At 68.6% G+C, this 21,964-nt stretch carries 21 protein-coding genes and 1 tRNA gene; 8 read left to right on the top strand and 14 right to left on the bottom strand.

Annotation, left to right across the window (positions count from 1 at the left end):
* Window positions 1-25 precede the first annotated feature (25 nt).
* Both AB0J16_RS03180 and AB0J16_RS03175 read right to left on the bottom strand, forming a co-directional pair.
* The gene (locus AB0J16_RS03180; RefSeq protein ID WP_358534099.1) at window positions 26-1,531 is read right to left on the bottom strand and encodes a HAMP domain-containing sensor histidine kinase; all 1,506 of its coding nucleotides are present in this window, start codon (window positions 1,529-1,531) and stop codon (window positions 26-28) included.
* Window positions 1,528-2,199, bottom strand: a complete 672-nt coding sequence (locus AB0J16_RS03175; RefSeq protein WP_357938343.1) for a response regulator transcription factor — start codon at window positions 2,197-2,199, stop codon at window positions 1,528-1,530. Before AB0J16_RS03175 ends, AB0J16_RS03180 begins: the two co-directional genes overlap by 4 nt.
* Before the next feature lie 123 nt (window positions 2,200-2,322).
* On the opposite strand from AB0J16_RS03175, the gene AB0J16_RS03170 reads away from it, so the two are divergent.
* Window positions 2,323-2,808: a hypothetical protein gene (locus AB0J16_RS03170; protein WP_358534096.1), complete on the top strand. Its 486-nt coding sequence runs from the start codon at window positions 2,323-2,325 to the stop codon at window positions 2,806-2,808.
* 85 nt (window positions 2,809-2,893) lie between these two features.
* On the opposite strand, the gene AB0J16_RS03165 is transcribed toward AB0J16_RS03170, so the two are convergent.
* Window positions 2,894-3,970 carry a hypothetical protein gene (locus tag AB0J16_RS03165; RefSeq protein ID WP_358534093.1) on the bottom strand — a complete coding sequence of 359 codons (1,077 nt, stop codon included), beginning with the start codon at window positions 3,968-3,970 and terminating at the stop codon, window positions 2,894-2,896.
* Between the two features lie 166 nt (window positions 3,971-4,136).
* Window positions 4,137-4,637, bottom strand: a complete 501-nt coding sequence (locus AB0J16_RS03160; RefSeq protein WP_358534090.1) for a YtxH domain-containing protein — start codon at window positions 4,635-4,637, stop codon at window positions 4,137-4,139.
* A gap of 158 nt (window positions 4,638-4,795) precedes the next feature.
* On the opposite strand from AB0J16_RS03160, the gene AB0J16_RS03155 reads away from it, so the two are divergent.
* Both AB0J16_RS03155 and AB0J16_RS03150 read left to right on the top strand, forming a co-directional pair.
* On the top strand, window positions 4,796-5,332 hold the full coding sequence (locus tag AB0J16_RS03155; RefSeq protein ID WP_358176617.1) for a peptidylprolyl isomerase: 537 nt from the start codon (window positions 4,796-4,798) through the stop codon (window positions 5,330-5,332).
* A 172-nt stretch (window positions 5,333-5,504) separates the two neighbouring features.
* Window positions 5,505-6,374, top strand: coding sequence for a rhomboid family intramembrane serine protease (locus AB0J16_RS03150; protein WP_358534088.1), 870 nt, complete (start codon window positions 5,505-5,507; stop codon window positions 6,372-6,374).
* Between the two features lie 33 nt (window positions 6,375-6,407).
* Here the strand turns inward: AB0J16_RS03150 and AB0J16_RS03145 are convergent, their stop codons facing one another.
* Window positions 6,408-6,653: a cell division protein CrgA gene (locus AB0J16_RS03145; protein ID WP_225301770.1), complete on the bottom strand. Its 246-nt coding sequence runs from the start codon at window positions 6,651-6,653 to the stop codon at window positions 6,408-6,410.
* Between the two features lie 159 nt (window positions 6,654-6,812).
* Between AB0J16_RS03145 and AB0J16_RS03140 the strand changes: the two genes are divergently transcribed.
* The 3 genes from AB0J16_RS03140 to AB0J16_RS03130 are packed head-to-tail and all read left to right on the top strand — an operon-like array spanning window position 6,813 to window position 8,165.
* Window positions 6,813-7,436: a class E sortase gene (locus AB0J16_RS03140; protein WP_357938357.1), complete on the top strand. Its 624-nt coding sequence runs from the start codon at window positions 6,813-6,815 to the stop codon at window positions 7,434-7,436.
* 1 nt (window position 7,437) lies between these two features.
* Complete coding sequence (locus AB0J16_RS03135; protein WP_358176611.1) at window positions 7,438-7,596, top strand: hypothetical protein; 159 nt, start codon at window positions 7,438-7,440, stop codon at window positions 7,594-7,596.
* Window positions 7,593-8,165, top strand: a complete 573-nt coding sequence (locus tag AB0J16_RS03130; protein WP_358534086.1) for a gamma-glutamyl-gamma-aminobutyrate hydrolase family protein — start codon at window positions 7,593-7,595, stop codon at window positions 8,163-8,165. Before AB0J16_RS03135 ends, AB0J16_RS03130 begins: the two co-directional genes overlap by 4 nt.
* 260 nt (window positions 8,166-8,425) lie before the next feature.
* On the opposite strand, the gene pknB is transcribed toward AB0J16_RS03130, so the two are convergent.
* From pknB to AB0J16_RS03095, 7 genes are all read right to left on the bottom strand, one after another.
* Window positions 8,426-10,288, bottom strand: coding sequence for a Stk1 family PASTA domain-containing Ser/Thr kinase (pknB, locus tag AB0J16_RS03125; protein ID WP_358534083.1), 1,863 nt, complete (start codon window positions 10,286-10,288; stop codon window positions 8,426-8,428).
* Window positions 10,289-10,370: 82 nt separating this feature from the next.
* Window positions 10,371-11,819 carry a serine/threonine-protein kinase gene (locus tag AB0J16_RS03120; protein WP_358534080.1) on the bottom strand — a complete coding sequence of 483 codons (1,449 nt, stop codon included), beginning with the start codon at window positions 11,817-11,819 and terminating at the stop codon, window positions 10,371-10,373.
* Between the two features lie 21 nt (window positions 11,820-11,840).
* Entirely contained in the window at window positions 11,841-13,304 is a 1,464-nt protein-coding gene (locus AB0J16_RS03115) for a penicillin-binding protein 2 (RefSeq protein WP_358534077.1), read from the bottom strand.
* Entirely contained in the window at window positions 13,301-14,689 is a 1,389-nt protein-coding gene (locus AB0J16_RS03110) for an FtsW/RodA/SpoVE family cell cycle protein (RefSeq protein WP_358534075.1), read from the bottom strand. Before AB0J16_RS03110 ends, AB0J16_RS03115 begins: the two co-directional genes overlap by 4 nt.
* On the bottom strand, window positions 14,690-15,991 hold the full coding sequence (locus AB0J16_RS03105) for a Stp1/IreP family PP2C-type Ser/Thr phosphatase (protein WP_358534073.1): 1,302 nt from the start codon (window positions 15,989-15,991) through the stop codon (window positions 14,690-14,692). It abuts the gene before it with no gap.
* Complete coding sequence (locus AB0J16_RS03100; RefSeq protein ID WP_214635377.1) at window positions 15,988-16,458, bottom strand: FHA domain-containing protein; 471 nt, start codon at window positions 16,456-16,458, stop codon at window positions 15,988-15,990. The genes AB0J16_RS03105 and AB0J16_RS03100 overlap by 4 nt, the downstream gene beginning before the upstream one ends.
* Window positions 16,459-16,475: 17 nt before the next feature.
* The gene (locus AB0J16_RS03095) at window positions 16,476-17,216 is read right to left on the bottom strand and encodes a DUF3662 and FHA domain-containing protein (RefSeq protein WP_214635378.1); all 741 of its coding nucleotides are present in this window, start codon (window positions 17,214-17,216) and stop codon (window positions 16,476-16,478) included.
* A gap of 200 nt (window positions 17,217-17,416) precedes the next feature.
* Here AB0J16_RS03095 and AB0J16_RS03090 point away from each other — a divergent pair.
* A tRNA-Leu gene (locus tag AB0J16_RS03090) sits at window positions 17,417-17,499 on the top strand.
* A 500-nt stretch (window positions 17,500-17,999) separates the two neighbouring features.
* Here AB0J16_RS03090 and AB0J16_RS03085 read toward each other — a convergent pair.
* Together AB0J16_RS03085 and AB0J16_RS03080 are read right to left on the bottom strand one after the other, a co-directional pair.
* Window positions 18,000-19,016 carry a hemolysin family protein gene (locus AB0J16_RS03085; RefSeq protein WP_358534069.1) on the bottom strand — a complete coding sequence of 339 codons (1,017 nt, stop codon included), beginning with the start codon at window positions 19,014-19,016 and terminating at the stop codon, window positions 18,000-18,002.
* A complete protein-coding gene (locus AB0J16_RS03080) occupies window positions 19,013-20,359 on the bottom strand; it encodes a hemolysin family protein (protein ID WP_358534066.1) in 1,347 nt (448 codons plus the stop codon). Before AB0J16_RS03080 ends, AB0J16_RS03085 begins: the two co-directional genes overlap by 4 nt.
* A gap of 260 nt (window positions 20,360-20,619) precedes the next feature.
* Here AB0J16_RS03080 and AB0J16_RS03075 point away from each other — a divergent pair, with 260 nt between their 5' ends.
* Window positions 20,620-21,867 (top strand): LCP family protein, encoded by a 1,248-nt coding sequence (locus AB0J16_RS03075; RefSeq protein ID WP_358534063.1) that lies wholly within the window; start codon window positions 20,620-20,622, stop codon window positions 21,865-21,867.
* Window positions 21,868-21,964: the final 97 nt, after the last annotated feature.

Here is a 21,964-nt window from a genome sequence, read left to right as displayed (position 1 = left end):
CAACTAACCACACGATGAGAAGTGGCTAGTGGTTCAGGGGAAATCTCGCGATAAATCCACCTTCTTCGGCGAGCAGCGTGCCGCCGTGCAGCAGCGCGATGTCCCGCGCGATCGGCAATCCGAGCCCGGCCCCGCCGACATCCCTGGCCCGCGCCTCGTCCAGCCTGGTGAACCGGTCGAACACCGCCTCACGCTGCCCCACCGGAATCCCCGGCCCGTCGTCGAGCACCTGGAGCACGGCCTGGCCGTCCTCCTGGCGTACCCGCACCCGTACGACCGCCGCGGCGTGCCGTACCGCGTTGTCGACCAGGTTGGTCACCAGGCGGGCCAGGTGCGCCCGCGAGCCCTGGAAGACGACGTCGGGCTCGACGTCCAGCTCCATCCGCAGCTCGGGCCGCCGCTTGATGCGCAGCGACTCCTCCGCCGCCACCTGGCCGAGGTCGAGGTCGCTCGTACGCAGCGGCTCACCCGCGTCGAGCTTGGCCAGCAGGAGCAGGTCGGCGGCCAGCGACTGGAGGCGCTCCACGTCGGCGAGCGCCTCGGCGGTCAGCTCGCTCGGCTCGGCCAGCTCCAGCCGGGCCCGCAGGGTGGCGATGGGGCTGCGCAGCTCGTGGGCCGCGTCCGCGACAAACCGTTTGTGCGTCTCGACGGCCGTCTCCAGCCGGTCGAGCGTGCCGTTCACGGTGGTCGCCAGGGCGGCGATCTCGTCGCCCGAGCTGGGTACGGGCACCCGCTGGTGCAGGTCGCGGGCCGTGATGTCGGCCACCTTGGCCCTGATGGCCGCGACCGGGGCGAGCGTGCGGCCGACCGAGAACCAGGTCATGCCCGCCACCACGAGCAGCAGCGCGGGCACGCCCGGAAGGAGGGCGCCGTTGAGCGTCTCCAGCGCCTGGTCGGCACCGACGAGCGAGGCCCTGGCCCAGATCTCCGCCGATCCGCTGGACGTGGACACGGGCATGCGCGCGACCGCGAAGTCACTGCCCTGCGCCCAGTTCGCCGCCGCCGGGGCGCCCGCTTTCGTGAGCAATACGTCCGAATCGACGATCCGCATCGCGAGCGCCGGCTGAACCACCAACCCGGCCACTGCGTCATCGGCGGGGCGCGCCCGTCCGCCCGCGGTGGGCTCCGCCGTCGGCGCGTCACTGGACGTGCGCGCCCAATCGATTGTCGTCGGCTCTCCCGCCGACGAGGTGCGCGCCCGTTCGGCTGCCGTCGGCGCGTCGCTTGAGGTAGGTGCCCGTCCGGTTGTGGCCCGCTCCCCGGAGGCGGGCGTCTGGGCAGTCGTGGGCCGGCTGAGCAGGGTGGTCAGGTCGACGGTCTCCGCGTACGGAGCCGCGGCCACGGCCTTCCTGGCCGCCTCCGCGCCCGCGCTGCTCTGCAGGCTGCCCCGCAGCGCCAGCACCAGCACGACCGCCGCCAGCCCGAGTGCCACGGCCACCACCAGTGTCGCCGCCGCGGTCGCGCGCAGCCGTACGGACGCCATCCCTACGGGCAGCCGTCCCAAGGTCAGGTGTCTGCGCCACCAGGTCATGCCGCCTCCAGTCGGTACCCGGCGCCGCGCACCGTCACCAAGGTCGTCCTGCCGAACGGTTGGTCGATCTTGCGGCGCAGCGCGCTGATGTACACCTCCACGATGTTCGGGTCCCCGTCGTAGGAGAAGTCCCATGCCTGCGCCAGCAGTTCGCTCTTGGAGACCACCTCGCCGGCCCGTCGCGCCAGCCCGTGGAGCACCGCGAACTCCTTCGGCGTCAGCGCGATCTGCACCTCCCCCCGGCGGCAGCGCAGCCCGGCCGGATCCACGACCAGGTCCCCGACCGTGATCGTCACCGGCCGCTCGTGCCCGCCCCTCCGTACGAGAGCACGCAGCCTGGCCAGCAGGACCACGTACGAGAACGGCTTGGCCAGATAGTCGTCGGCGCCCGTGTCGAGCGCCTCGGCCTCGTCGTAGATGCCATCCTTGGCGGTGAGCATCATGATCGGTGTCCAGTTGCCGGCCTCGCGCAGCCGGGAGCACACGGTGTAGCCGTTCAGCCTGGGCAGCATCACGTCGAGCACGATCACGTCGTAGGTGTTCTCCGAGGCCATCCAGAGCCCGTCGCGCCCGTCATAGGCCACGTCGACGGCGAACCCCTCACCCGCCAGGCCGCCCTTGACCAGATCGGCCAGCCGCTGCTCGTCCTCCACCAGTAGCACTCGCACACCGAACAGGGTCCCGCACCCAACCTAAAGCCAACCTGAAGATCATTTAGGGCGCCTTCAGGATCACTTCAGGTACGGCGGGCCAGGCTCGGGGCGTCCGATCGTTTCCAGCAAGGAGATTCCATGTTCAAGCGACGTCTCGCGGTCCTCGGCGCGGTGGGCGTGCTCGTGCTCACGGGCCTGGGCGGATCCGCGATGGCCGACGAGGCTCAGCCGCCCGTCCCGGGTGTCAAGGTGACGTGTACGACGAGCGACGGCAAGACCATCGCCTTCGCCGAACCGGCGCGTCCCCTCGCCGCCAAGCCGGGCGAGAAGGCGCCCGAGGGGGGTGTGGCCGTGCGCCTCCGGGACGACAAGACGATCGAGATCGAGTCGCTCCCGGAGGGGGCGGTCACGAAGGCCCTCCCGGCCAAGCCCGCCGTCAAGGGTGAGGAGCTCACCACCGAACGCGGCGAGCTCGCTGTCAAGGGTGAGGAGCTCACCACCCAACGCGACGAGCTCGCCGACGACGCCGTGAAGCTGGGCATCGCCCGGCCGACGGCGGACGGCGGCCTACCGACCAAGGACTTCGCCAAGTCCCTCGCCGTCAAGTGCGAGCCGAGTAAGTGAGGCCGCGCCCGCCGTAGCACCGGGGGTGTGCGGCGGGCGCGCTCACCCGGACCTGACGGGTGCGCATCCACGGGGGCGCGTTCACTCACTCCGGGAGCGACGGGTGCGGCCCCAGGGCCCAGTACTCGAACAGGCCATGACCCACGAGCCCGTCGTACTCGAAGCGCCCCACGGCGTCGACCATCCCCCACATCTTGGACGCGTCGTCGGGCAGCGTGTACGTCACGCCTTGCACGACCGGCTCCGCGCCCTGGTACATCCCGTGCTTCCAGTCCGGCTCCAGGCCATAACCGGTGCCGACCATGAGGTGGACCGGCAGCACAGGGGTGCACCGCACGTCGAACGCCTTGCCGCCGGGAGGTGAGAACGTGATCGTGGCCTCGACGACGTCCCGGGTGCCGGGCGCGTAGACGGGGTGGTACTCGGGCCGGCCCAGATACTCCTCCTCGCGCCCGTCGGACCAGACCCTGGTGGCCTCCTCCAGGACGCGGCGGCCCTTCTCGTCCTCCTGGATGATGCAGAGGATCGCGTGGTCGTCGAACCGCATGGGCGTGTACAGCCAGTAGAAGCTGCCCGCGTTCTTCGCCTGGATGCCCGGCGGTTCGGGCTCGCCGACGGGCCTGATGCCCCAGGATCGGTCGCGGGTGCCCTGCCATCGGTCAGGGGTGACGGATATCTCGTCGTCCCCGATGCGGATGTGGCCGGACCAGAGCCCGGTCTGCGCCAGCCGTACGGAGTCGAAGATGACCCGCTCCTGCCAGCGGACGAAGTGCCGTGGCTCGAGCGTCGCCGGGATCGTGCCCTCCCAGGTGAGGTCGAAGGACAGGCCATGCTCGTTGGGCTCCAGGATGATCTGGAGCCGTTTGAGCCCTTCGATGACCTTCACCTGGAACGGGCCGATCTCGGTGTTCATCCGGTCGGTGCCGAGCTCGCGTGAGGCGCGGACGACCTGGTGCAGGTTCCCGTAGCGGACGCAGGCGAAGGCGTCGGTGACGCCCAGGTTGGGATACTGGCCGGCGCCGACGATCAGCATGAGCTCGTCGGTGCCGGGGTGGCAGTTGAAGTAGTAGCGGTCGTAGAAATTGCGGTCCGAGGTCGCCACGTGCCGCATGACCTGAGCCGCCTGGTGGATGGGGTAGTCGTCGAGCGGGGACAGCGTCATGCCGCCGGTTGTAGCAAGCGCTTGGTATGGGCGTCAACGCCTACGGGCGGAAACACGCCCCCGAAACACGGAGTCGCCGAACGGCGCGCCTCCAGAGACCGCGAAGTCCCTCAACGCGAAAGCGCGCCCCCCACTCGATCGAGTGGGGGGCGCGCTTTCGCGCGGATCACGTCATCTTGCGCGATGCCTCATCCGCCTTGTCGGACATCTCGGACGCCATCCTCTCGGTGGCATCCGCGGTCTTGTCCGCCTTGTCGCCGGCCCACTGCGACGCGTCCGAGGCCGAGTCCTTCATGTGCTCGGTCCACTGCCGGGCGTTACGCCGGTAGAACAGATAACCGAGCGCGCCCACAGCGATACCGGTCAGAAGGATCATCACCGGCATCCCCCGCGACCTGCGCGGGGTCGGGTCGATCCGCTCGGCGGCGTTGATCAGCATGGCGCTGACCTTGGGGGCGAGCTCATCCTCGACCCGATGCGCGGCCTCTTCCAGCCTCGGGGCCGCCCAGTAGCGGGCGTCCTCGATGCGATGCGCGGCGACCACCTTGGCCTGATCCGCCATCGGCGTCATTTGCCGGCCAGTTCTCATGGCCCGGGCCTTCATACGGCCCATCCACGTGGTTGGGACTACGATGACCACGCGGCGATTTTTCAGTGTCAGGGACACAACAACCTCCCCTGCTTGATGGGGCCCCGAGCCTGACCTTCCCGTAGCGAAGCGGCTCAATCATGGCGGTCCGTGGCAGGATGGCTTTCGCGGCCTAACGACCGTGGTCATCAAAATCCACAAAACCAACCTTGTACATAGAGGGGGGCAGCTGTCTCGTGGCCGAGAAGCTGATCGCAAACCTGCAGACAAATCGCGGAAATATCAAGATAGAACTCTTCCCCAACAAGGCGCCCAAGACGGTCCGCAACTTCGTCGAGCTCGCCGAAGGCGGCCGTGAGTGGACCCACCCGGGCACCGGGGAGACGAGCACCGGCCGTTACTACGACGGCACGATCTTCCACCGGGTGATCCCCGGCTTCATGATCCAGGGCGGTGACCCGCTGGGCGAGGGCATCGGCGGCCCGGGTTACGACTTCGACGACGAGATCCACCCGGATCTCTACTTCAACCGCCCTTACCTCCTGGCCATGGCCAACGCCGGCATCCGGTTCGGCAAGGGCACCAACGGCTCGCAGTTCTTCGTCACGGTCGTGCCCACGCCGCATCTCAACGGCAAGCACACCATCTTCGGCGAGGTGATCGAGGGCCAGGACGTCGTCGACGCGATCGCCAAGACGCCGACCGGCCAGCGCGACAAGCCGGTCGACGCGGTGGTCCTGGAGTCGGTCACGATCGACCGCGTCCAGGGCTGACCAGACGCATCGTCCGGGCTGACCTACGTGGGCTGACCAGACGTACCATCCAGGGTTGACCTAGGCACACATCCCGGGTTGACCCAGGCGAACCGTCCGAGGCCGCCCAAGGCGCACGGGGCGGGCTGAACACGCCAGCGCGGCGATGCCGCGCAGGCCATAGGCTGCGGTCATGACCAGCCAGCCGCCCAGCCCGCCCCCGCAGCCCGAGCAGCCCGCGGAGGCCGTGCCGACGTGCTACCGGCACCCCGACAAAGAGACCTGGGTCCGCTGCCAGCGTTGCGAGCGCCCCATCTGCCCCGACTGCATGCGCGACGCCGCCGTGGGCTTCCAGTGCCCCGAGTGCGTGAGCGAGGGCAATCGAGGGGTACGCCAGGCGCGATCGGCGTTCGGCGGCGCCGTGGTCACCACGCCATACGTCACCTGGGTGACCCTGGCGCTCAACGTGCTCGTCTTCGGCGCCCAATATCTGACGGGCAACGCGGTCACCGAACAACTGGCCATGCGGCCGTACAACGTCGTCGCCGGGCATGAGTATTACCGGCTGCTCACGTCGGCGTTCGTGCACGACGGGCCGTTCCACATCCTGTTCAACTGCTGGGCGCTCTACGTCATCGGCCCCTACCTGGAGCGGGCCTTCGGGCACACCCGCTACCTGGCCGTATACCTGGTCAGCGCGCTGGGCGGCTCGGTGCTCGGCTACTGGCTCGACCCGCTCGGCCAGTACACGGTCGGGGCGTCCGGAGCCATCTTCGGCCTGTTCGGCGCCGTGTTCGTGGTGGGGCGCAAGCTGAACATGGACGTACGCGGCATCGCCGTGCTGATCGCGATCAACCTGGCGATAACCTTCCTGGTCTCCGGCATCAGCTGGACCGGCCACATCGGCGGCCTGATCACGGGATCGGCCCTTGCCGGGGCCCTGGCCTACGCTCCCAAGAGCAACAGGACCCTCTGGCAAGTGCTGACGGTCGTGGGAGCGCTGGCCATCCTGGTCGTGCTCGTGGCCGTCAGATCCTCGGCCCTCCTGGGCGGCGCGGGCTGACTTCCCCAGGGTGTGGAAAAACTGTGGAAAAAACTAACGCCAGCGGGTGGAGAGCACTACTCCGAAGATGATGAAGACGAACCCGATCAGCAGATTCCAGTTGTGGAGATCGCCGATGAAGGGTGCGCTGGGCGCCACGTAGTAGACGGCGATCCACAGGATGCCGATGATCCACGACACCACCATCGTGGGAGCCAGCCAGCGCGGGCTGACCGTGACCTGCTGGGACTTCTGCGGCGGCGTGTAGACCGCCTTCTTGCGAGCCTTGGACTTGGGCACTGGAAACTCCTGCTGGGCGCCTGGGCATCCGGGTTGTCCACAGGCTATTAGTTTTGAGCGTAATTGCTTTGAGCGTAGTGGAAGCGTGCCCAGGATAGTCGCCACGCGCACGAGATGGCGATCCCCGGCCTCCGGATGAGTCGCGCTTACGCTGAGTGAGTGAGGGCCGTGCTGCGGGCCGCGGGGGAATCGAGCATCACCGCGGGCCTGATCCTGTTGTTGTTCTGCGCCTACCTGCTGTGGGGGACGGGCGTCTATACCCAGCGCATGCAGCTGCAACTGCAGCAGGAGCTGGTGGAGGAACACGCGCGCCCGGAGCCGGCCAAGCTCCGGAAGATCGAGCTGGGCCGGGCCGTGGCCATGCTGCGCATCCCGAGGCTCGGGCGCGACTACCACTACGCCGTGGTCGAGGGCGTGGACGCGGAGCACCTGAAGAAGGGCCCGGGCCACTACCCCGGGACCGCCCTCCCCGGACAGATCGGAAATTTCGTCGTATCGGGTCACCGGACCACGTACCTGGCGCCGTTCAACCGGATCGACGAGCTCCAGCGCGGCGACGAGATCATCGTCGACGCCCCCGAAGCCCGCTACACCTACCGGGTGACCTCGCAGGACGTCGTGTACCCCGACGAGGTCGACGTGATCGCCTCGGTGCCCGGCAAGCCCGACACCAAGCCCATCAGGGCCTACATCACGCTGTCGACCTGCCATCCCGAATACTCCGCCGCCCAGCGGCTCATCGTGTTCGGCGTGCTGAAGAAGACCGAGCTCAGGATGGAATGACATGTACGGATGGCTCTGGGACAGGCTGCCGGGCGGCACGGGCACCAAGCTGCTGGCGGCCACCGTGCTGGTCGCCGTGGCGGGCGTCGTACTCTGGTATGCCGTGTTCCCGCTTCTCGAACCCGCGGTGACGCTCGACGAGGTGACCGTACGGAAATGACCCGCGTGCTGGTCGTGGACAACCACGACAGCTTCGTCCACACCATCGTCCAATATCTGCGTGAGCTGGGCGCCACGTGCGACGTGCGCCCGCGCGACGACGTGCGCGTGAGCGACGCCGACGGCTTCGACGGCGTCCTGGTGAGCCCGGGGCCCGGCACGCCGGAGGCGGCGGGCGTGAGCGTCCCCCTGGTGCGCCACGCGGCCCTGCGCGGCCTGCCGCTGCTCGGCGTCTGCCTCGGGCACCAGGCGATCGGCCTGGCCTACGGTGCCACCGTGTCGCGGGCGCCCGAGCTCGTACACGGGCGGACCAGCGCGGTGTCGCACGACGGGCTCGGGGTGTTCGCCGGGATCCCCTCGCCGGTGCGGATGACCCGCTACCACTCGCTGGCCGTACGGCCCGACACGGTGCCCGCCGAGCTCGACGTGACCGCCCGTACCGAGGACGGCGTCATCATGGGGCTACGGCACCGCACGGCGCCCGTCGAGGGCATCCAGTTCCATCCCGAGTCGGTGCTGTCGGAGCACGGGCACCGGCTGCTCGGCAACTGGCTGCGCGGGATCGTGTAACACTCGGCCGCCGCCGGACGACAGACAGATGAGCGTCCCCGCCGTTGCCCCCGAGCGGCGGGGGCGCTTTTTTCGCGCCGTTCTCGCGCTGGGGCTCGCGCCGCGCTTCCGCCGGTGTTTGCGCCGTTGACGCCCCGCCATCGGGCAGCGCGTGCCGCGCCATCGGATCGCGCCGACTCTTTCGTGCCCGATGTGCCAGAGCCGCCCTCCCGGTGTGGGAGGGCGGCCCTGGCGCCGGGCTCTGCTCAACGCCTCGCGGGTCAGCCTTCGATGCTGCCGTCGTCGATCGGTGAGTCGTCGGTCGGCTGGTCGTCCGTCGGTTGATCGGTCGGCTGGCCGTCCGTCGGCTGATCGGTCGGCTGCGGCTGGTCCGTCGGCTGGTCGGTCGGCTGCTGCTCCGGACCCGTGGAGACCACGATCGTTATGGTGGTGCCGGGGTTCTGCGGTGTGCCCGCCTCGGGGTTCTGCTGGATGACAGTGCCCTCAGGCTGCTCATTCGCCTGCTGGACCGCTCTGACCTTGAAGCCTGACGCCCTGAGCGTCTTGGTGGCGTCCTGCTGGGTCAGGCCGATCACGCTGGGGATGGCGATCTGCTCCTTGGGCACGTAAAGCGTGACGGTGCCATCCTTCTCGACCTCCTCGCCGGCCTTGGGATCGGTCTCGATGACCTTGCCCTGCGGCTTGCTGGAGACCTTGGTCTTGACCGTGCCGGTCAGCCCGGCCTTCTCAAGGATGTCGTTGGCCTCCGCGGTCGTGGCGCCGATCAGCCCGTCGGGGACCTTCACCTTCGGCGGGCCCTTGGACACGACCAGCTTGACCGTGGAGTCCTTCGCCACACTGGTGCCTTCGGCGGGCTCGGTCCTGATCACGGTGTCTTTGTCGTACTCGGCGCTGGCCTCCTTCACCACCTCGGCCTTCAGCCCCAAAGTGGTGAGCTGGGCCTGGGCGGCCTGCAGGCGCTGCGCGGCGAGCGAGGGGACCTTGATCTCGCCCGTGGGCTTGTCGCCGCCGCTGCTGAACACCGCGTAACCGACGCCGATGAACGCGCCGATGATCAGGAGAGGGATGACGATCCAGGCCGCGGTCTTGAGCGCGGTGTTGCCGCCGCCGCTGTTGGCGCGCCGCCGGCCGCCCCGGCCGCCGTGCCCGCCGTCGTCGTACTCGTAGGGGGGCACCGCGCGGGTGCCCTGAGTGGCCGGGCCGGTGGCGGACTGGGTGGCCGTCATCATGCGGGTGCCCGCACCGTAGTTGCTGGTCATCGCCATCGTCTGGGCGTCGACCGGCATGCCGGACATCGCCCGCTGGATGTCGGCCCGCATCTCGCCCGCGTTCTGGTAGCGATGCGCGGGGTCCTTGGCCATGGCCTTCAGGACGATCGCGTCGCACCACGCGGGGATCTCGGGGTCGATCTGCGACGGCGGGATGGGCTCCTCGCGTACGTGCTGGTAGGCGATCGCCACGGGGGAGTCGCCGGTGAACGGCGGCTGGCCGGTGAGCAGCTCGTAGAACACGCACCCGGTGGAGTAGATGTCGCTGCGGGCGTCGACCCGCTCACCGCGCGCCTGCTCGGGCGACAGGTATTGGGCGGTCCCTATCACCTGCGCCGTCTGCGTCATCGTCGCGGCCGAGTCGGCCATCGCGCGGGCGATGCCGAAGTCCATCACCTTGACGTCGCCATTGCGAGTGATCATGACGTTGGCCGGTTTGATGTCGCGGTGCACGATGCCGCCGCGGTGGCTGTAGTCCAGCGCCCGCAGGATGCCGTCGACCAGCTCGGCCGCCCGCTCCGGCAACAGCCGCCGGTCGGCCCGCAGCAGGTCGCGCAGCGTCCTGCCGTCGACGTACTCCATCACGATGTAGGGCACCGGGGCGCCCTCGCTGACGTCCTCGCCGGTGTCGTAGACCGCGACGACCGCCGGGTGGTTCAGCGAGGCCGCGGACTGCGCCTCACGGCGGAACCGCGCCTGGAAGGTGTGATCGCGCGCCAAGTCAGAGCGGAGGGTCTTGATCGCGACTACGCGGTCCAGCCGGATGTCTCGGGCGCGATAGACCTCGGCCATGCCGCCGCGCCCGACGACGCCGTCGAGCTCGTAACGACCTCCGAGTCGCCGAGGCTGAGTCATTTCCTGCACTGTCCCTTACCGTTCATCTTGGGTACCGGCCTGCTCGCGGGCCGCCGGTGTCCATCATCGACCCCGTGGCGCATCACGTCTCCTCCTTCGGCGGGTTTGTGACACCCGGGTCAGGCGAAGCACTTGGTGTCGGAGTTGTCGGTGTAGTGGTGGGCCTGGGGGTCGGTGTGGGAGTCGGGGTACGGGTTGTCGGGGTGGACTTGGGGGTTGGCTTCCTGGATGGAGTTGCCGACACGCTTACCGTAGCCGACCGTGAGGGTACCGGCCTCTTCGACTTCACCGTAACGACGGGAGGTCGTCGAGTGTGAGTCTTGGTCTTGGACGGCTTCCATACCGGAGTCACGCTCACCGACTCCGACGGGTCGGCGATGCTGGGCTGGCTGGGCACCGCCTCGCGGTCCATGAAAGTGAAGGCGCTGAGCCCGACTGCGGCGGCGCAGCCCGCGCTGGCGAACAGCGCCAGCGTCAGCCTGCCCCTGCGGCGCCGGGGTGGGGCGGGCGCCGCACCGGGCCGCCCGGCGATCGAGCCGGGGGACGGTGAGCGCAGCGTCGTGGCAGTCGGCGCGGCGAGGTCGTCGGTGACAGAGCCCTCTCCCTGCCGCCGCCACTCTTGGAAGCCCTCCTGCCCCTGCCGGCCCCGGGCGCCCTCTTCCTGCTGGCGTACGCGGAAGCCCGCCGGATCGGTGAGCATGCTGAGCTCGGCACCCGACTTGTTGGCGGCCAGCGACTGGCCCAGCCGCTGGGAGCGGTCGGCGACCTCCATGGCCGACGTGGGCCGCTGCCGCGGGTCCTTGGACAGCAGCACCATGACCAGCTCGCGCACCGCCGCGGGCACGTCGACGCCGAGCGGTGGCGGCGGGTCGTTGAGGTGCATGAGCGCGATCGCCACCGGCCCTTCTGCCTGGAACGGCGTGCGCCCCGACAGGCACTCGTAGGCCACCACGCCAAGCGAGTAGAGGTCGGTCGACGGGGTGAGAGGCAGACCCTGTGCCTGCTCCGGGCTGACGTATTGGGCCGTGCCGAGCACGGTGCCCGTCAGCGTCACCGGAGCCGACTCCATGGCGCGGGCGATGCCGAAGTCGGTCACCTTGATGGTGCCCTCGGGCGTGACGAGCAGGTTGCCGGGCTTGATGTCGCGGTGGATGACCCCCGCCGAGTGGGCGGCGTGCAGCGCCTTGGCCGTCTGGTGCACGACGTCGAGCGCCACTTCGGGCATGAGCGAGCCGTTGCGGGTCAGGATGGCGGACAGCGGCTCGCCGTGCACCAGCTCCATCACCAGGTAGGCCAGGTCGCGCTGCTCGCCGTAGTCGAAGATCTGCGCGATGCCGGGGTCGGCCAGGGCGGCCGTGATCCTGGCCTCGTTGCGGAAGCGGCCGCGGAAGGACTGGTCGTCCTGGATGTGACTGCGCAGCACCTTGACCGCGACCTCACGGCCCAGCAACTCGTCACGAGCACGCCAGACATCCCCCATACCGCCCGAGGCGATGCGGGAGAGCAAGAGGTAGCGGTTACCGAGCCGCATGATCCAGCAGAGTAGCGGTCATCACTTGTTCAGCACCGCCTCCATCACGGCTTTGCCGATCGGCGCGGCGGTGTGGCCGCCCGTCGCCTCGGCGCCGACGTTGGCCGCGCCCGACTCGACGATGATCGCGACCGCGACCTTCGGGTCGTTGGCCGGCGCGAAACTGATGAACCAGGCGTGCGGCGGCTGGCCGTTGGACGTCTCAGCGGTGCCGGTCTTGCCCGCCACGTCGACGCCGGGGATCTGCGCCAGGTTGGCGGTGCCGTTGTTGACGACGCTGACCATCATCTCGCGCAGCTTGCCCGCCGTCTCGGAGCTGACCGCCTCCGACAGCTCCTCGGGCTTGGCGTCCTCGACCGAGTCGCCCTTGGAGTCAGTGATCTTGTTGACCAGGTACGGCTTCATGACCTTGCCGTCGTTGGCGATGCCCGCGGCGATCATGGCCATCTGCAGCGGCGTCATCTGGTTGCTGCGCTGGCCGATGGAGGACATGGCGATGGCCGCCTTGTCCTCCTTGGGGCCGAAGGAGCTCTGGGCCACCGACATCGGAATGCCGATCTGCGTCCCCATGCCGAACTTCTCCGCCTGCTTCTGCATCTTGTCGTAGCCGAGGTCCATGCCGATCTGGCCGAACGGCGTGTTGCAGGACTTCTCCAGCGCGTAGACCAGCGGGACCTTCCCGGCTCCGCAGGCCGCGCCGCCGTAGTTGGGCAGGCTGATGTTGGTGCCGGGCAGCGGGAGGCGCTGCGGGGCGTCCACGACCGTCTGGGGGCCGCGGCTGGAGTCGTCTTCGAGGTAGGCCGCCGCGGTCACCACCTTGAACGTGGAGCCGGGCGGGTAGGTGCGGTCGATGTTGCGGTTGAGCAGCGGCTGGCCCTTGTCCTTGGCCAGCTTGTCGTAGAGGGGGAACACCTCGCCCTTGTTGGTGCCCGAGAGCTCGGCCGGGTCGTAGGTGGGCAGCGACACCATCGCCAGGATCGCCCCGGTCTTCGGGTCGAGCGCGACGACCGCGCCCCGCTTGCCGCTCTCGCGCAGTGCGTCGTAGGCCGCCTGCTGGGCCTTGGGGTTGATCGTCACGTCGACGTTGGCGCCCCTGGTGGGTTCACCGGTGAACAGGTCGATGCTCCGGCGCAGCAGCAGGTCGGGGCTGGAGCCGTCGAGCCATTTGTTCTCGGAGCGCTCGATGTTGGACTCGCTCTCCGGCGAGAAGAAGCCGGTGACGTGCGCGTAGAGCTTGCCGTCGGGGTATTTCCTGAGGAAGCGGAAGTCGCCGTCCTTCTTCTCCACCGACTGCGCCAGGATCACCTTGCCGCCGGCGGTGATGCGACCGCGTTCCACGGCGTAGCGCGCGTAGTAGTTGCGCTGGTTGCGGGGGTCTTTGCTGTATTGCTCCACCCGTACGGCCTGCACAACGTTCACGTTGATCATCAGAAGCGCGAACATGACCAGGCAGGCCACGGCCGCACGCTTCAGAGTGCCGTTCATCGCTGGAACACCTGCGTCATTCCCTCGTTCTGGATCGCCTGGGGCGGAGGTCGCCGTGCCGAGTCTGACATGCGTACCAATAGCGCGATAAGGATCCAGTTAGCGAGCAATGCCGAGCCACCCTGAGACATGAACGGGGTGACCAGGCCGGTCAGGGGGATGAGGTTCGTCACGCCGCCGACGATGATGAAGACCTGCCAGGCCAGGATGAACGACAGGCCGCCGGCCAGCAGCTTGGAGTAGGGGTCGCGGGCCGCGAGCGCGGTGCGCAGCCCTCGCTGCACGATCAGCGCGTAGACCATGAGCAGCGCCATCAGGCCGGTCAGACCGAGTTCCTCGCCGGTCGCGGTGAAGATGAAGTCGGAGAACGACAGCGGGATGAGGTAGGGGTGGCCCTGGCCGAGGCCGGTGCCGAGGATGCCGCCCGCGCCCATCGCGAACAGGCCTTGCATGAGCTGCGCGCTGCCGCCGAGCTCGCGGTTGAAGAACTCGTCGTTTCCCGGGTCGAGCCAGACCTCGATGCGGGCGTGCACGTGGTCGAAGATCTGGCTGGCGAGGAACGCGCCGCCGACGAACAGCAGGATGCCGATCAGCACCCAGGAGGTGCGCTGGGTGGCGACGTACAGCATCACGATGAACGTGCCGAACAGCAGCAGCGAGGAGCCCAGGTCCTTCTGCAGCACGAGCACACCCAGGCTGACCGCCCAGGTGATGAGCACCGGTCCGAGGTCGCGGGCGCGGGGCAGATCGATGAAGAGCAGCCGGCGTCCGGCCAGGGCCAGCACGTCGCGCTTGGCCACGAGGTAGCCGGCGAAGAAGATGACCAGAGCGATCTTGGCCAGCTCCGCGGGCTGGATGATGGCGGGGCCGAAACCGATCCAGATGGTGGCGCCGTTGACGCTCTTGCCCAGCCCGGGAATCAGCGGGGAGATCAGCAGGAACAGCCCGGCGAAGCCCGCGGTGTAGGTCAGGCGCTGCAGCGTGCGGTGGTCGCGCAGCACGACCAGCGTGATGGCGAACAGGACCACGCCCGCGCCGGTCATGATCAGCTGGTTGGTGGCGGACGCGCCGCCGGTGCCTCTCGCGCCCGAGGCCTCGATTCGGTAGATCATCACCAGGCCGATGCCGTTGACCACCGTGACCAGCGGGAGGATCAAGGGGTCGGCCCATGGCGCGAACTTGGCGAGCACCAGATAGGCGGCCAGCATGAACCCGCCCAGCCCCAGGCCGTAGGTCAGCATGCCCGAGGGGATCGCGCCGTCGAGCGCCAGCCCGACGTTGGCATAGGCGCCCATGACGATCACGACCGCGAACCCGAGCATGGCCAGCTGGGCCCCACGCCGCTTGGCCGGCATGAGGACGGGGGCTTCCGCCACTTCACTCATCTACTGCGGTTTCGCCTTCGTCTTCGTCGCGCTCGCGCTGGGCGAGGCGGTCGCGGTCGGGGTGGCGGCCTTCTGGTCGGTCGGCTCCGCGGTGGTCTTGAAACCGTTGATCTTCGTCATGCCTTCCGCCAGGGTCTTGACCTCGATGCCGCCCTTGATCAGCGCCTGGTCGGGCTCGGAGAGCTGGGAGAGCGGCTTGCCGGTGTGCTGGGCGACCGAGAAGAACTCGAACGGCCCCACCTCCTGGCGGATGCCCCGGAACACCACCACCTCGTCGCCCTTGGCTCCGACGAAGAACTGGTCCTGGGTCCACTGCCAGCCGAAATAGCCGCCGGCGCCAATGGCGACGACGGCCACACCCAGGACCGAGACCAGCATGGGCCAGGCCCGGCGCCGCTTGACCGGCCGCCGGGCCGCCTGCGGGCCCGGCTCGTCGAAGTCGTCGTCGGTGAGCACCGGCTGGGGCGCGGTCACCGCGCCCGGCCGGCCCGGCGAGGTGTCGTGCGCTTCGAACCGCAGGCGGGTCATGCCCGCCGCCCCGACGGTCGCCGACTCGGTGGTGGGCGCCTGCTGCCCTTCAGTGAGCTCCAGCACGTCGGCCAGGACGCAGGTGATGTTGTCGGGCCCACCGCCCCGGTTGGCCAGGTCGATCAGCTGGCGAACGACCTCTTCCGGGTCGTCGATGTTGGTCAGCGTGGCATGCAGGGTCTCCGCGCTCACCACTCCGGACAGGCCGTCGGAGCAGAGGAGATAACGGTCGCCCACCTGCGCCTCGCGCAACGTGAGGTCGGGATCGACCTCGCCGCTCCCGTCGAGTGCCCGCAGCAGGATCGAGCGCTGCGGGTGTGTCGCGGCCTCCTCAGGCGTGATGCGCCCGTCGTCGACCAACTGCTGCACCAGCGTGTGGTCGTGGGTGATCTGGTAGAGCTCCCCGCGTCTGAGCAGGTAGGCGCGCGAGTCGCCGACGTGCACCAGGGCCACCGAGGTGCCGTTCCAGAGCATGGCGGTCAGCGTGGTGCCCATGCCCTTGAGGCTGGGATCCCGGCCCACCATCTCGTGCAGCTTGCGGTTGGCGTCGCGTACCGCTGCCTCGATGGCGTTGAGCAGGTCACCACCCTGTTGGGCCTCGTCGAGAGAGGCCATTGCGGCGATGGCGACAGAACTCGCCACCTCACCGTGTGCGTGTCCGCCCATACCGTCTGCGACGGCTAGCAGACGGCCGCTTGCGTACGCCGAGTCCTCGTTTCCTTCGCGGAGGAGGCCGACGTCCGAGCGGGCGGCGTAGCGGAGTGCGATGGTCATTTGCGCAATTCAATGACTGTCTTGCCGACGCGGATCGGAACACCGAGCGGCACCGGGGTCGGGCGGGTGACTTTTGAGCGGTCGAGATATGTGCCGTTGGTCGAACCGAGATCTTCCACGATCCACTGACCGTCCTGAGGGAAGAGCCGGGCATGCCGGCTGGAAGCGTAGTCGTCGGTGACTACCAGCGTGGCGTCGTTCGCCCGGCCAATGGTGATGGGCGTCTCCGTGAGATTAATGGTGGTGCCTTGCAGCGGGCCACCCGTCACAACGAGCTGGCGTGGCTCGCCCTTCTTATTCTTCGGCTTAGCCGCCGGTTTGGTGGGCTTGATGCCCTTGCGTGGACCCGCGGGGGCCGTACGTGATCCGAACAAGTCTGTCCGGATCACGCCGACTGCGGCAATGACGAAGAACCACAGCACAGCCAGGAAGGCGAGCCGGATCAGCAGCAGCGTGAGCTCGGACATGGACCGTCTGTCTACCCCTAATCGCGCCGGAACACCAGTGTCGTACGCCCCAGGGTCACTCGCGTGCCGTTCTGGAGCTCGACTCTGCGTACCGGCTGGCCATTGACGAACGTGCCGTTCGTCGATCCGAGATCGACTAGGGCGACTAGCTGACCCTCGACGCGCAACTCCGCGTGGTGGCGAGAGACGCCGGGGTCGACGAGACGAAGATCGCAGTCGGTGCCCCTGCCCAGCAAGGTCACCGGAGTGGTGAGCTCGTAGGAGCGGTCGCCCTGCGGATCGTCCTGAGTGGACACGAGCAGCCGGGGCCGCCCGTTGAACGCGTTGGGCCTGGATGGTGGCAGATCACTCGCCGGCTGGCGAATCTCGTCCTGCTCCACCGTCGCGCCGCGGATGACTCCCGACCTGATGCGGAACAACCCCACTGCCAGGTCGGCGGCGGTTTCGAAACGAACCCGGACCGGTCCCACGAAGGAGTAGCCCTGTTCTTTGGCGTACTCCCTGGCGAGGTTGGCCAGCTCGTGGCTGATGCTGTCGGCATAGACCTCAAGCCGCTCGCTGTCGGTCGTGGACAGTTCAACCACGAAGTCGTTGGGCACGAGCGTCCGACCTTGAGCGACGATCGCCGCACGCTCATCCATCTCCCGCTGAACCGCGCTGGCGACCTCGACCGGCTGAAGGTCAGATTTGAACGCCCGCGCAAAGGCCCCCTCAACCAAGCCTTCGAGCCTTCGCTCGAAGCGCTGAAGGACTCCCACCGGGTACCTCCCTTCCTCCGTGCATATGATCGCGGCCACCAAACGCGCACCGCGCCTGGCCGCCGCTCCTCCCACGTCGCGGGTGGTTCCCGGCGCTCGTCGGCTGTCGCGCCCAGCTCCTCCGCTCCCGTGTCTTATGCGATCGTATCCGGGTTCAGTACCAGCGGCTGTTCCGTGCTACTGTTTCTCCGCACCCACAAGGGCGGGTGGCGGAACGGCAGACGCGCACGGTTCAGGTCCGTGTGTCCGAAAGGACGTGAGGGTTCAAATCCCTCCTCGCCCACTCGTTGACGGGGACCCGAGGGAAGCAAGCCCCCCTTCGGGGGGCTTGCTTCCCTCGGGTCCCCTCGTCGTTTACACCGGGGGGCGACCCCCGGACCCCCAGCAGGAAACCCGCTGGTGGTTGCTCTTCGGTCGATCCCTTGCGTTAGCCCGCTTGTAGTGCTCTTCGGTCGATCCCTTGCGTTAACCCGCTTGTGGTGCTCTTCGGTCGGATCCTTGCCTTAAACCGTCCGTGGTGCTCTTCGGGCGGTTCCTTGCGTTAATGCCTGTGTTACGGGCCGTTCCTGCGTTAAATCGCCCCTAGCGGTCCTGGGTCTTTGGCTGTACGCGGCAGACCCACAGTGGCGAAAGAGGGGCCGGATCGCAAGGGGCGGGGGCTCCTGTTTTTGGGAACCTTGTGGGCCGCGGTCGGAATGTATGCCCGGCCGGTTGCAGATCGCTTTCGGATGGCTTTCCGGCCGGGCGTGTGTTGTTGCCCACACTTGTGGGGTTCTCGTGGGGTTAGGCGGCCATTGCTCGGGTGTCGAGGAGTTCGCCTACCAGGTCGGTCAGGCTGACCATTCCGATGATCGTGCCGCCCTGGTCCGTGACCAGGGCCAGGTGGGCGTGGGCCTCCTGGAGCGCTGTCACCGCCTCCGGGACTTGAGTGACGCACGGCAGTTTGGGGACCGGGCGGGCCAGGTCGCCCGCTGCGCGGTTGGGATTGATCAGGGCGTCTCGGGCATGCAGCACGCCCTGTACGTCCTCTGGAGCGCCCACCAGGAGGCGTAGGTGGCCGCTCTCCGCCGCCGCCTGCTTGATACGCGCGGCGTTGGCCGACGCCGGCACGGTGACCACCTGGTCGATGGGGACCATGAGGCGCTCGATGCCCTCTGCCTGGAGGCGGAGGGCTCTGGTGAGCAGGTCATGCTCCTCTCTGTCCAGGAGGCCCATCCGGCCCGACTCTCCTACGAGCATGGCGAGCTGGCGTGGGGTTCTGGTGGTGGCCAGTTCGTCACGTGGGACCACGCCGAACAGGCGCAGGATCACGTTGGTCAGGCCGTTGAGCGCCGACAGAAGCGGGCTCATCAGCGACGTGAAGCCGCGGAAGGGCAGCGTCAGCAGCAGGGCGGCCCGCTCGGGGTGGGTCAGCGCCCAGGACTTGGGCGCCATCTCGCCCACCACCATGTGCAGGAACGTCACCAACGCCAGCGCGATGGTCAGCGCGATCGGCATCCGCATCGACTCGGGGACGCCGACGGCGGCGAAGACCGGTTCCAGGTAGTGCTCGATCGCGGGCTCGGTGACCTGGCCCAGGCCCAGCGTGCAGAGCGTGATGCCGAGCTGGGCGCCGGCCAGCATCAGGGACAGTCGCCGGCCGCCGCCCACCGCCGACTTCGCGGTGATCCGCACCAGGCGGTTGCCGTTGGCGGCCATCTCCTCCAGGCGGTGCCGCTTGGCGGAGACGAAGGCGAACTCGGCCGCCACGAACAGCGCGTTGAGCAGTAGTAGGGCCAGGCTGATCAGGATCATCGTCATCGGACGGCCTCCGCGTGCTGGACCGGTGCCAGCCGTACCCATTCGGGGACGCGGCGGTTGAGGGACAGGACGGTGAGTTCGGCCTGGTGCTCTTGTTCGTCCTCGGCGAACGGATCCGTCTCCGGAATGACGGGGACGGTCACGGTGTCACCGGGCTCCGGCATGCGCCCCAGCCTGGCGAGGACCAGCCCGGCGAGCGTGTCGTAGTCGTCGCTCTCGGGCAGCGAGACGCCGGTGGCCCGCTCGACCTCGTCGAGCCTGAACCGGCCCGGCACCTCCCAGATGCCGTCCGGCTGCGCGACCGCGCCGTCCGGCTCCGGGTCGTTCTCGTCGATGAGCTCGCCGACCAGCTCCTCCGCCAGGTCCTCGACGGTGATGACGCCGGCGAGGTCGCCGTACTCGTCGATCACGCATACCAAGTCGTCCTTGGCCGAGCGCATCTGGTTCAGTACGGCCGGCAGCGGCAGCGAGTCGGGCACCAGCACCGCGGGCCGGGTGATGCCGATGATCGGGCCGTCTTCGAGACCGGAGGTGATCAGCTCGCGTACGCCCGTCACACCCACCACGTCGCCGTCGGCGCCGAGCACCGGGTAGCGGGAGTGGCCGCACTCGCGTATGACCTCCACGAGGTCGGAGATCGGCTGGGCGTCGCGGAGCACGACCACGCGCGGGCGCGGGACCATGATCTCCTCCGCGTTGCGATCGCCGAACTCCAGCGCCCGCTCCAGCAGCTCCGACAGCCGCGGCGGCAGCTCGCCCGCCAGGGTGGACTCGGCGATGATCCGCGAGAGCTCCTCGGGGGTCGCGCCGTGCTCCACCTCCTCGACGGGCTCGATGCCGATGCGCCTGAGCAGTCCCGTGGCCGCCGAGTCGAACAGGCGGACCACCGGGCCGACCACGGCCAGGTAGACCAGCGTCGATCCGGCGAGGAACTTGGCGACGGCCTCCGGCCTGGCGATGCCGAGATTCTTGGGCGCCAACTCGCCGAGGACCATCTGGACGATGGTCGCGACGAACACACCGATGGCCACGGACAGGCCGGTGATGAGGCCGTCGGGCATGCCGGTGTCCGTCAACCACGGACGAACGATCGTCGCTATGGCGGGCTCGGCCAGGAAGCCGACCAGCAGCGCGGTGACGGTGATGCCGAGCTGCGCGCCGGAGAGCATGAAGGACAGGCGGGAGGTCACCTGGAGGGCCTTCTCCGCGGCCTGGTCGCCGGCGGCGGCCTGCTCGCGCAGGAGGCCCCGGTCAGCGGCCACGAAGGCGAACTCCTGCGCGACGAAGTAACCTGTCGCGGCGGTGAGCAGGAAGAGGGCGATGAGCCCGAGGTACGCGCTCACCGGGACGAGCTCCGAAGAGGTGAGCGATCAGGGGATCCCGTGCGTCCGCACGGGCGAATATTCCAAGGGTCCGGGGCGGACACGATCATCCTTTCGATGGCGGAAGTCCATAAACCGTAACGATGCAGATGGCAGCAATGTTTCCGACGTGACGCTCCGCTAGTTCTGCGTACTTTTCCGTGGGAAAACCTTGGCGAGACGTCTTCACTGGTGGGGGGTTGGACGTAGCGTCTATGACAACCGAAGGGGAAAGAGGCCAAGTGTCTGAGGAAGACCGGACGAGAGCCATGCGCTCGCCGGGCGATGGTCGCCCGCTGCCGGGCAGGAACGGCGACGGGCCGCGGTCGGGTGGTGCCCCCGCGCATCGCATTCCGTCGACGCAGCAGGTCCCTCCGCCGGCTCAACAGGCGCCGCCGACGAACCAGTCGCCCTCCGACGCGCCGCGCGCCGGTAGTTCGCGCGTGTACGGTCGCGAGCGCTCAGGCGGCGGCCCGATGAAGCCGTTCACGCCCAAGGCGGAGCCGACCCCGTCGGGACCGAAGCCGCCGCGCAGGCGGATCAAGGGCCGCACCGTCCTGAAGATCGTCGCCGCCGTGGTGGCACTGCTGATCGTGGCGGCCGTGGGGCTGTTCTTCTGGATCGACTCTCGGCTGACCGGGATCCCCGGCGTGCTCGACGGTGAGGGCCACCCCGCCGACACCCCGGGCACCAACTGGCTGCTCGTCGGCTCCGACAGCCGCAAGGGCCTGTCGGCGGCCGACCGCAAGAAGCTCGCCACCGGCAAGGCGGCCGGCCAGCGCACCGACTCGATGATGCTGCTGCACATCCCGGCGGGCAGTGACAAGCCGACTCTCATCAGCCTGCCGCGCGACTCGGCGGTCACCATCCCCGGCAAGGGCCGCAACAAGCTCAACGCCGCGTACGCCATCGGCGGCCCCAAGCTGCTCGCCCAGACGATCGAGTCCGTCACCGGGGTGCGCATCGACAACTACATGGAGATCGGTTTCGCCGGGTTCGTGGACATCGTCGACGCGGTCGGTGGCGTCGAGATCAACGTCCGCGCCGCGGTCGACGACCCCAAGGCCGGGCTGAAGCTCAAGAAGGGCGTTCAGATGCTGACGGGCGCCCAAGCGCTCGGTTACGTCCGTACCCGCAAGGGTGGCGCGCTGCCCGACTTCGAACGGACCAAGCGCCAGCGCCAGTTCCTCGGCGCGGTCGTGAAGAAGGCGGCCAGCCCCGGCACACTGATCAATCCGTTCACCTCGATCCCGCTGGCCATGAGTGCCACCGACGCGGTGGCGGTCGATTCGAGCACGGGCGCGTTCGACATGCTCTCGCTGGGCCTGGCCATGGGCGACAGCCCGGTGACCACGGTCGTGCCGTTCGGCGGCAACGAGATCGCGGGCGGCGGCAGCGCGGTCAAGTGGGACAGGGAGAAGGCCACCGCCCTGTTCAACGCGATCAAGGAGGACAAGCCGGTGCCGAAGGAGATCCTCGACGCCGGCTGATCCCATCTTCTGGTCTTCTCGCTGTTCTTCCTCTCCCCCGAAGGTGGAATTTCTTCGGGGGAGAGTCCTGTCACGAGGGGCCGCCGACTCTTGCTGG

The organism is Nonomuraea sp. NPDC049750 (assembly GCF_040659625.1).
In the GTDB taxonomy this organism is placed as follows: Bacteria; Actinomycetota; Actinomycetes; order Streptosporangiales; family Streptosporangiaceae; genus Nonomuraea.
This window is presented reverse-complemented; position numbering and strand designations above follow the sequence as displayed.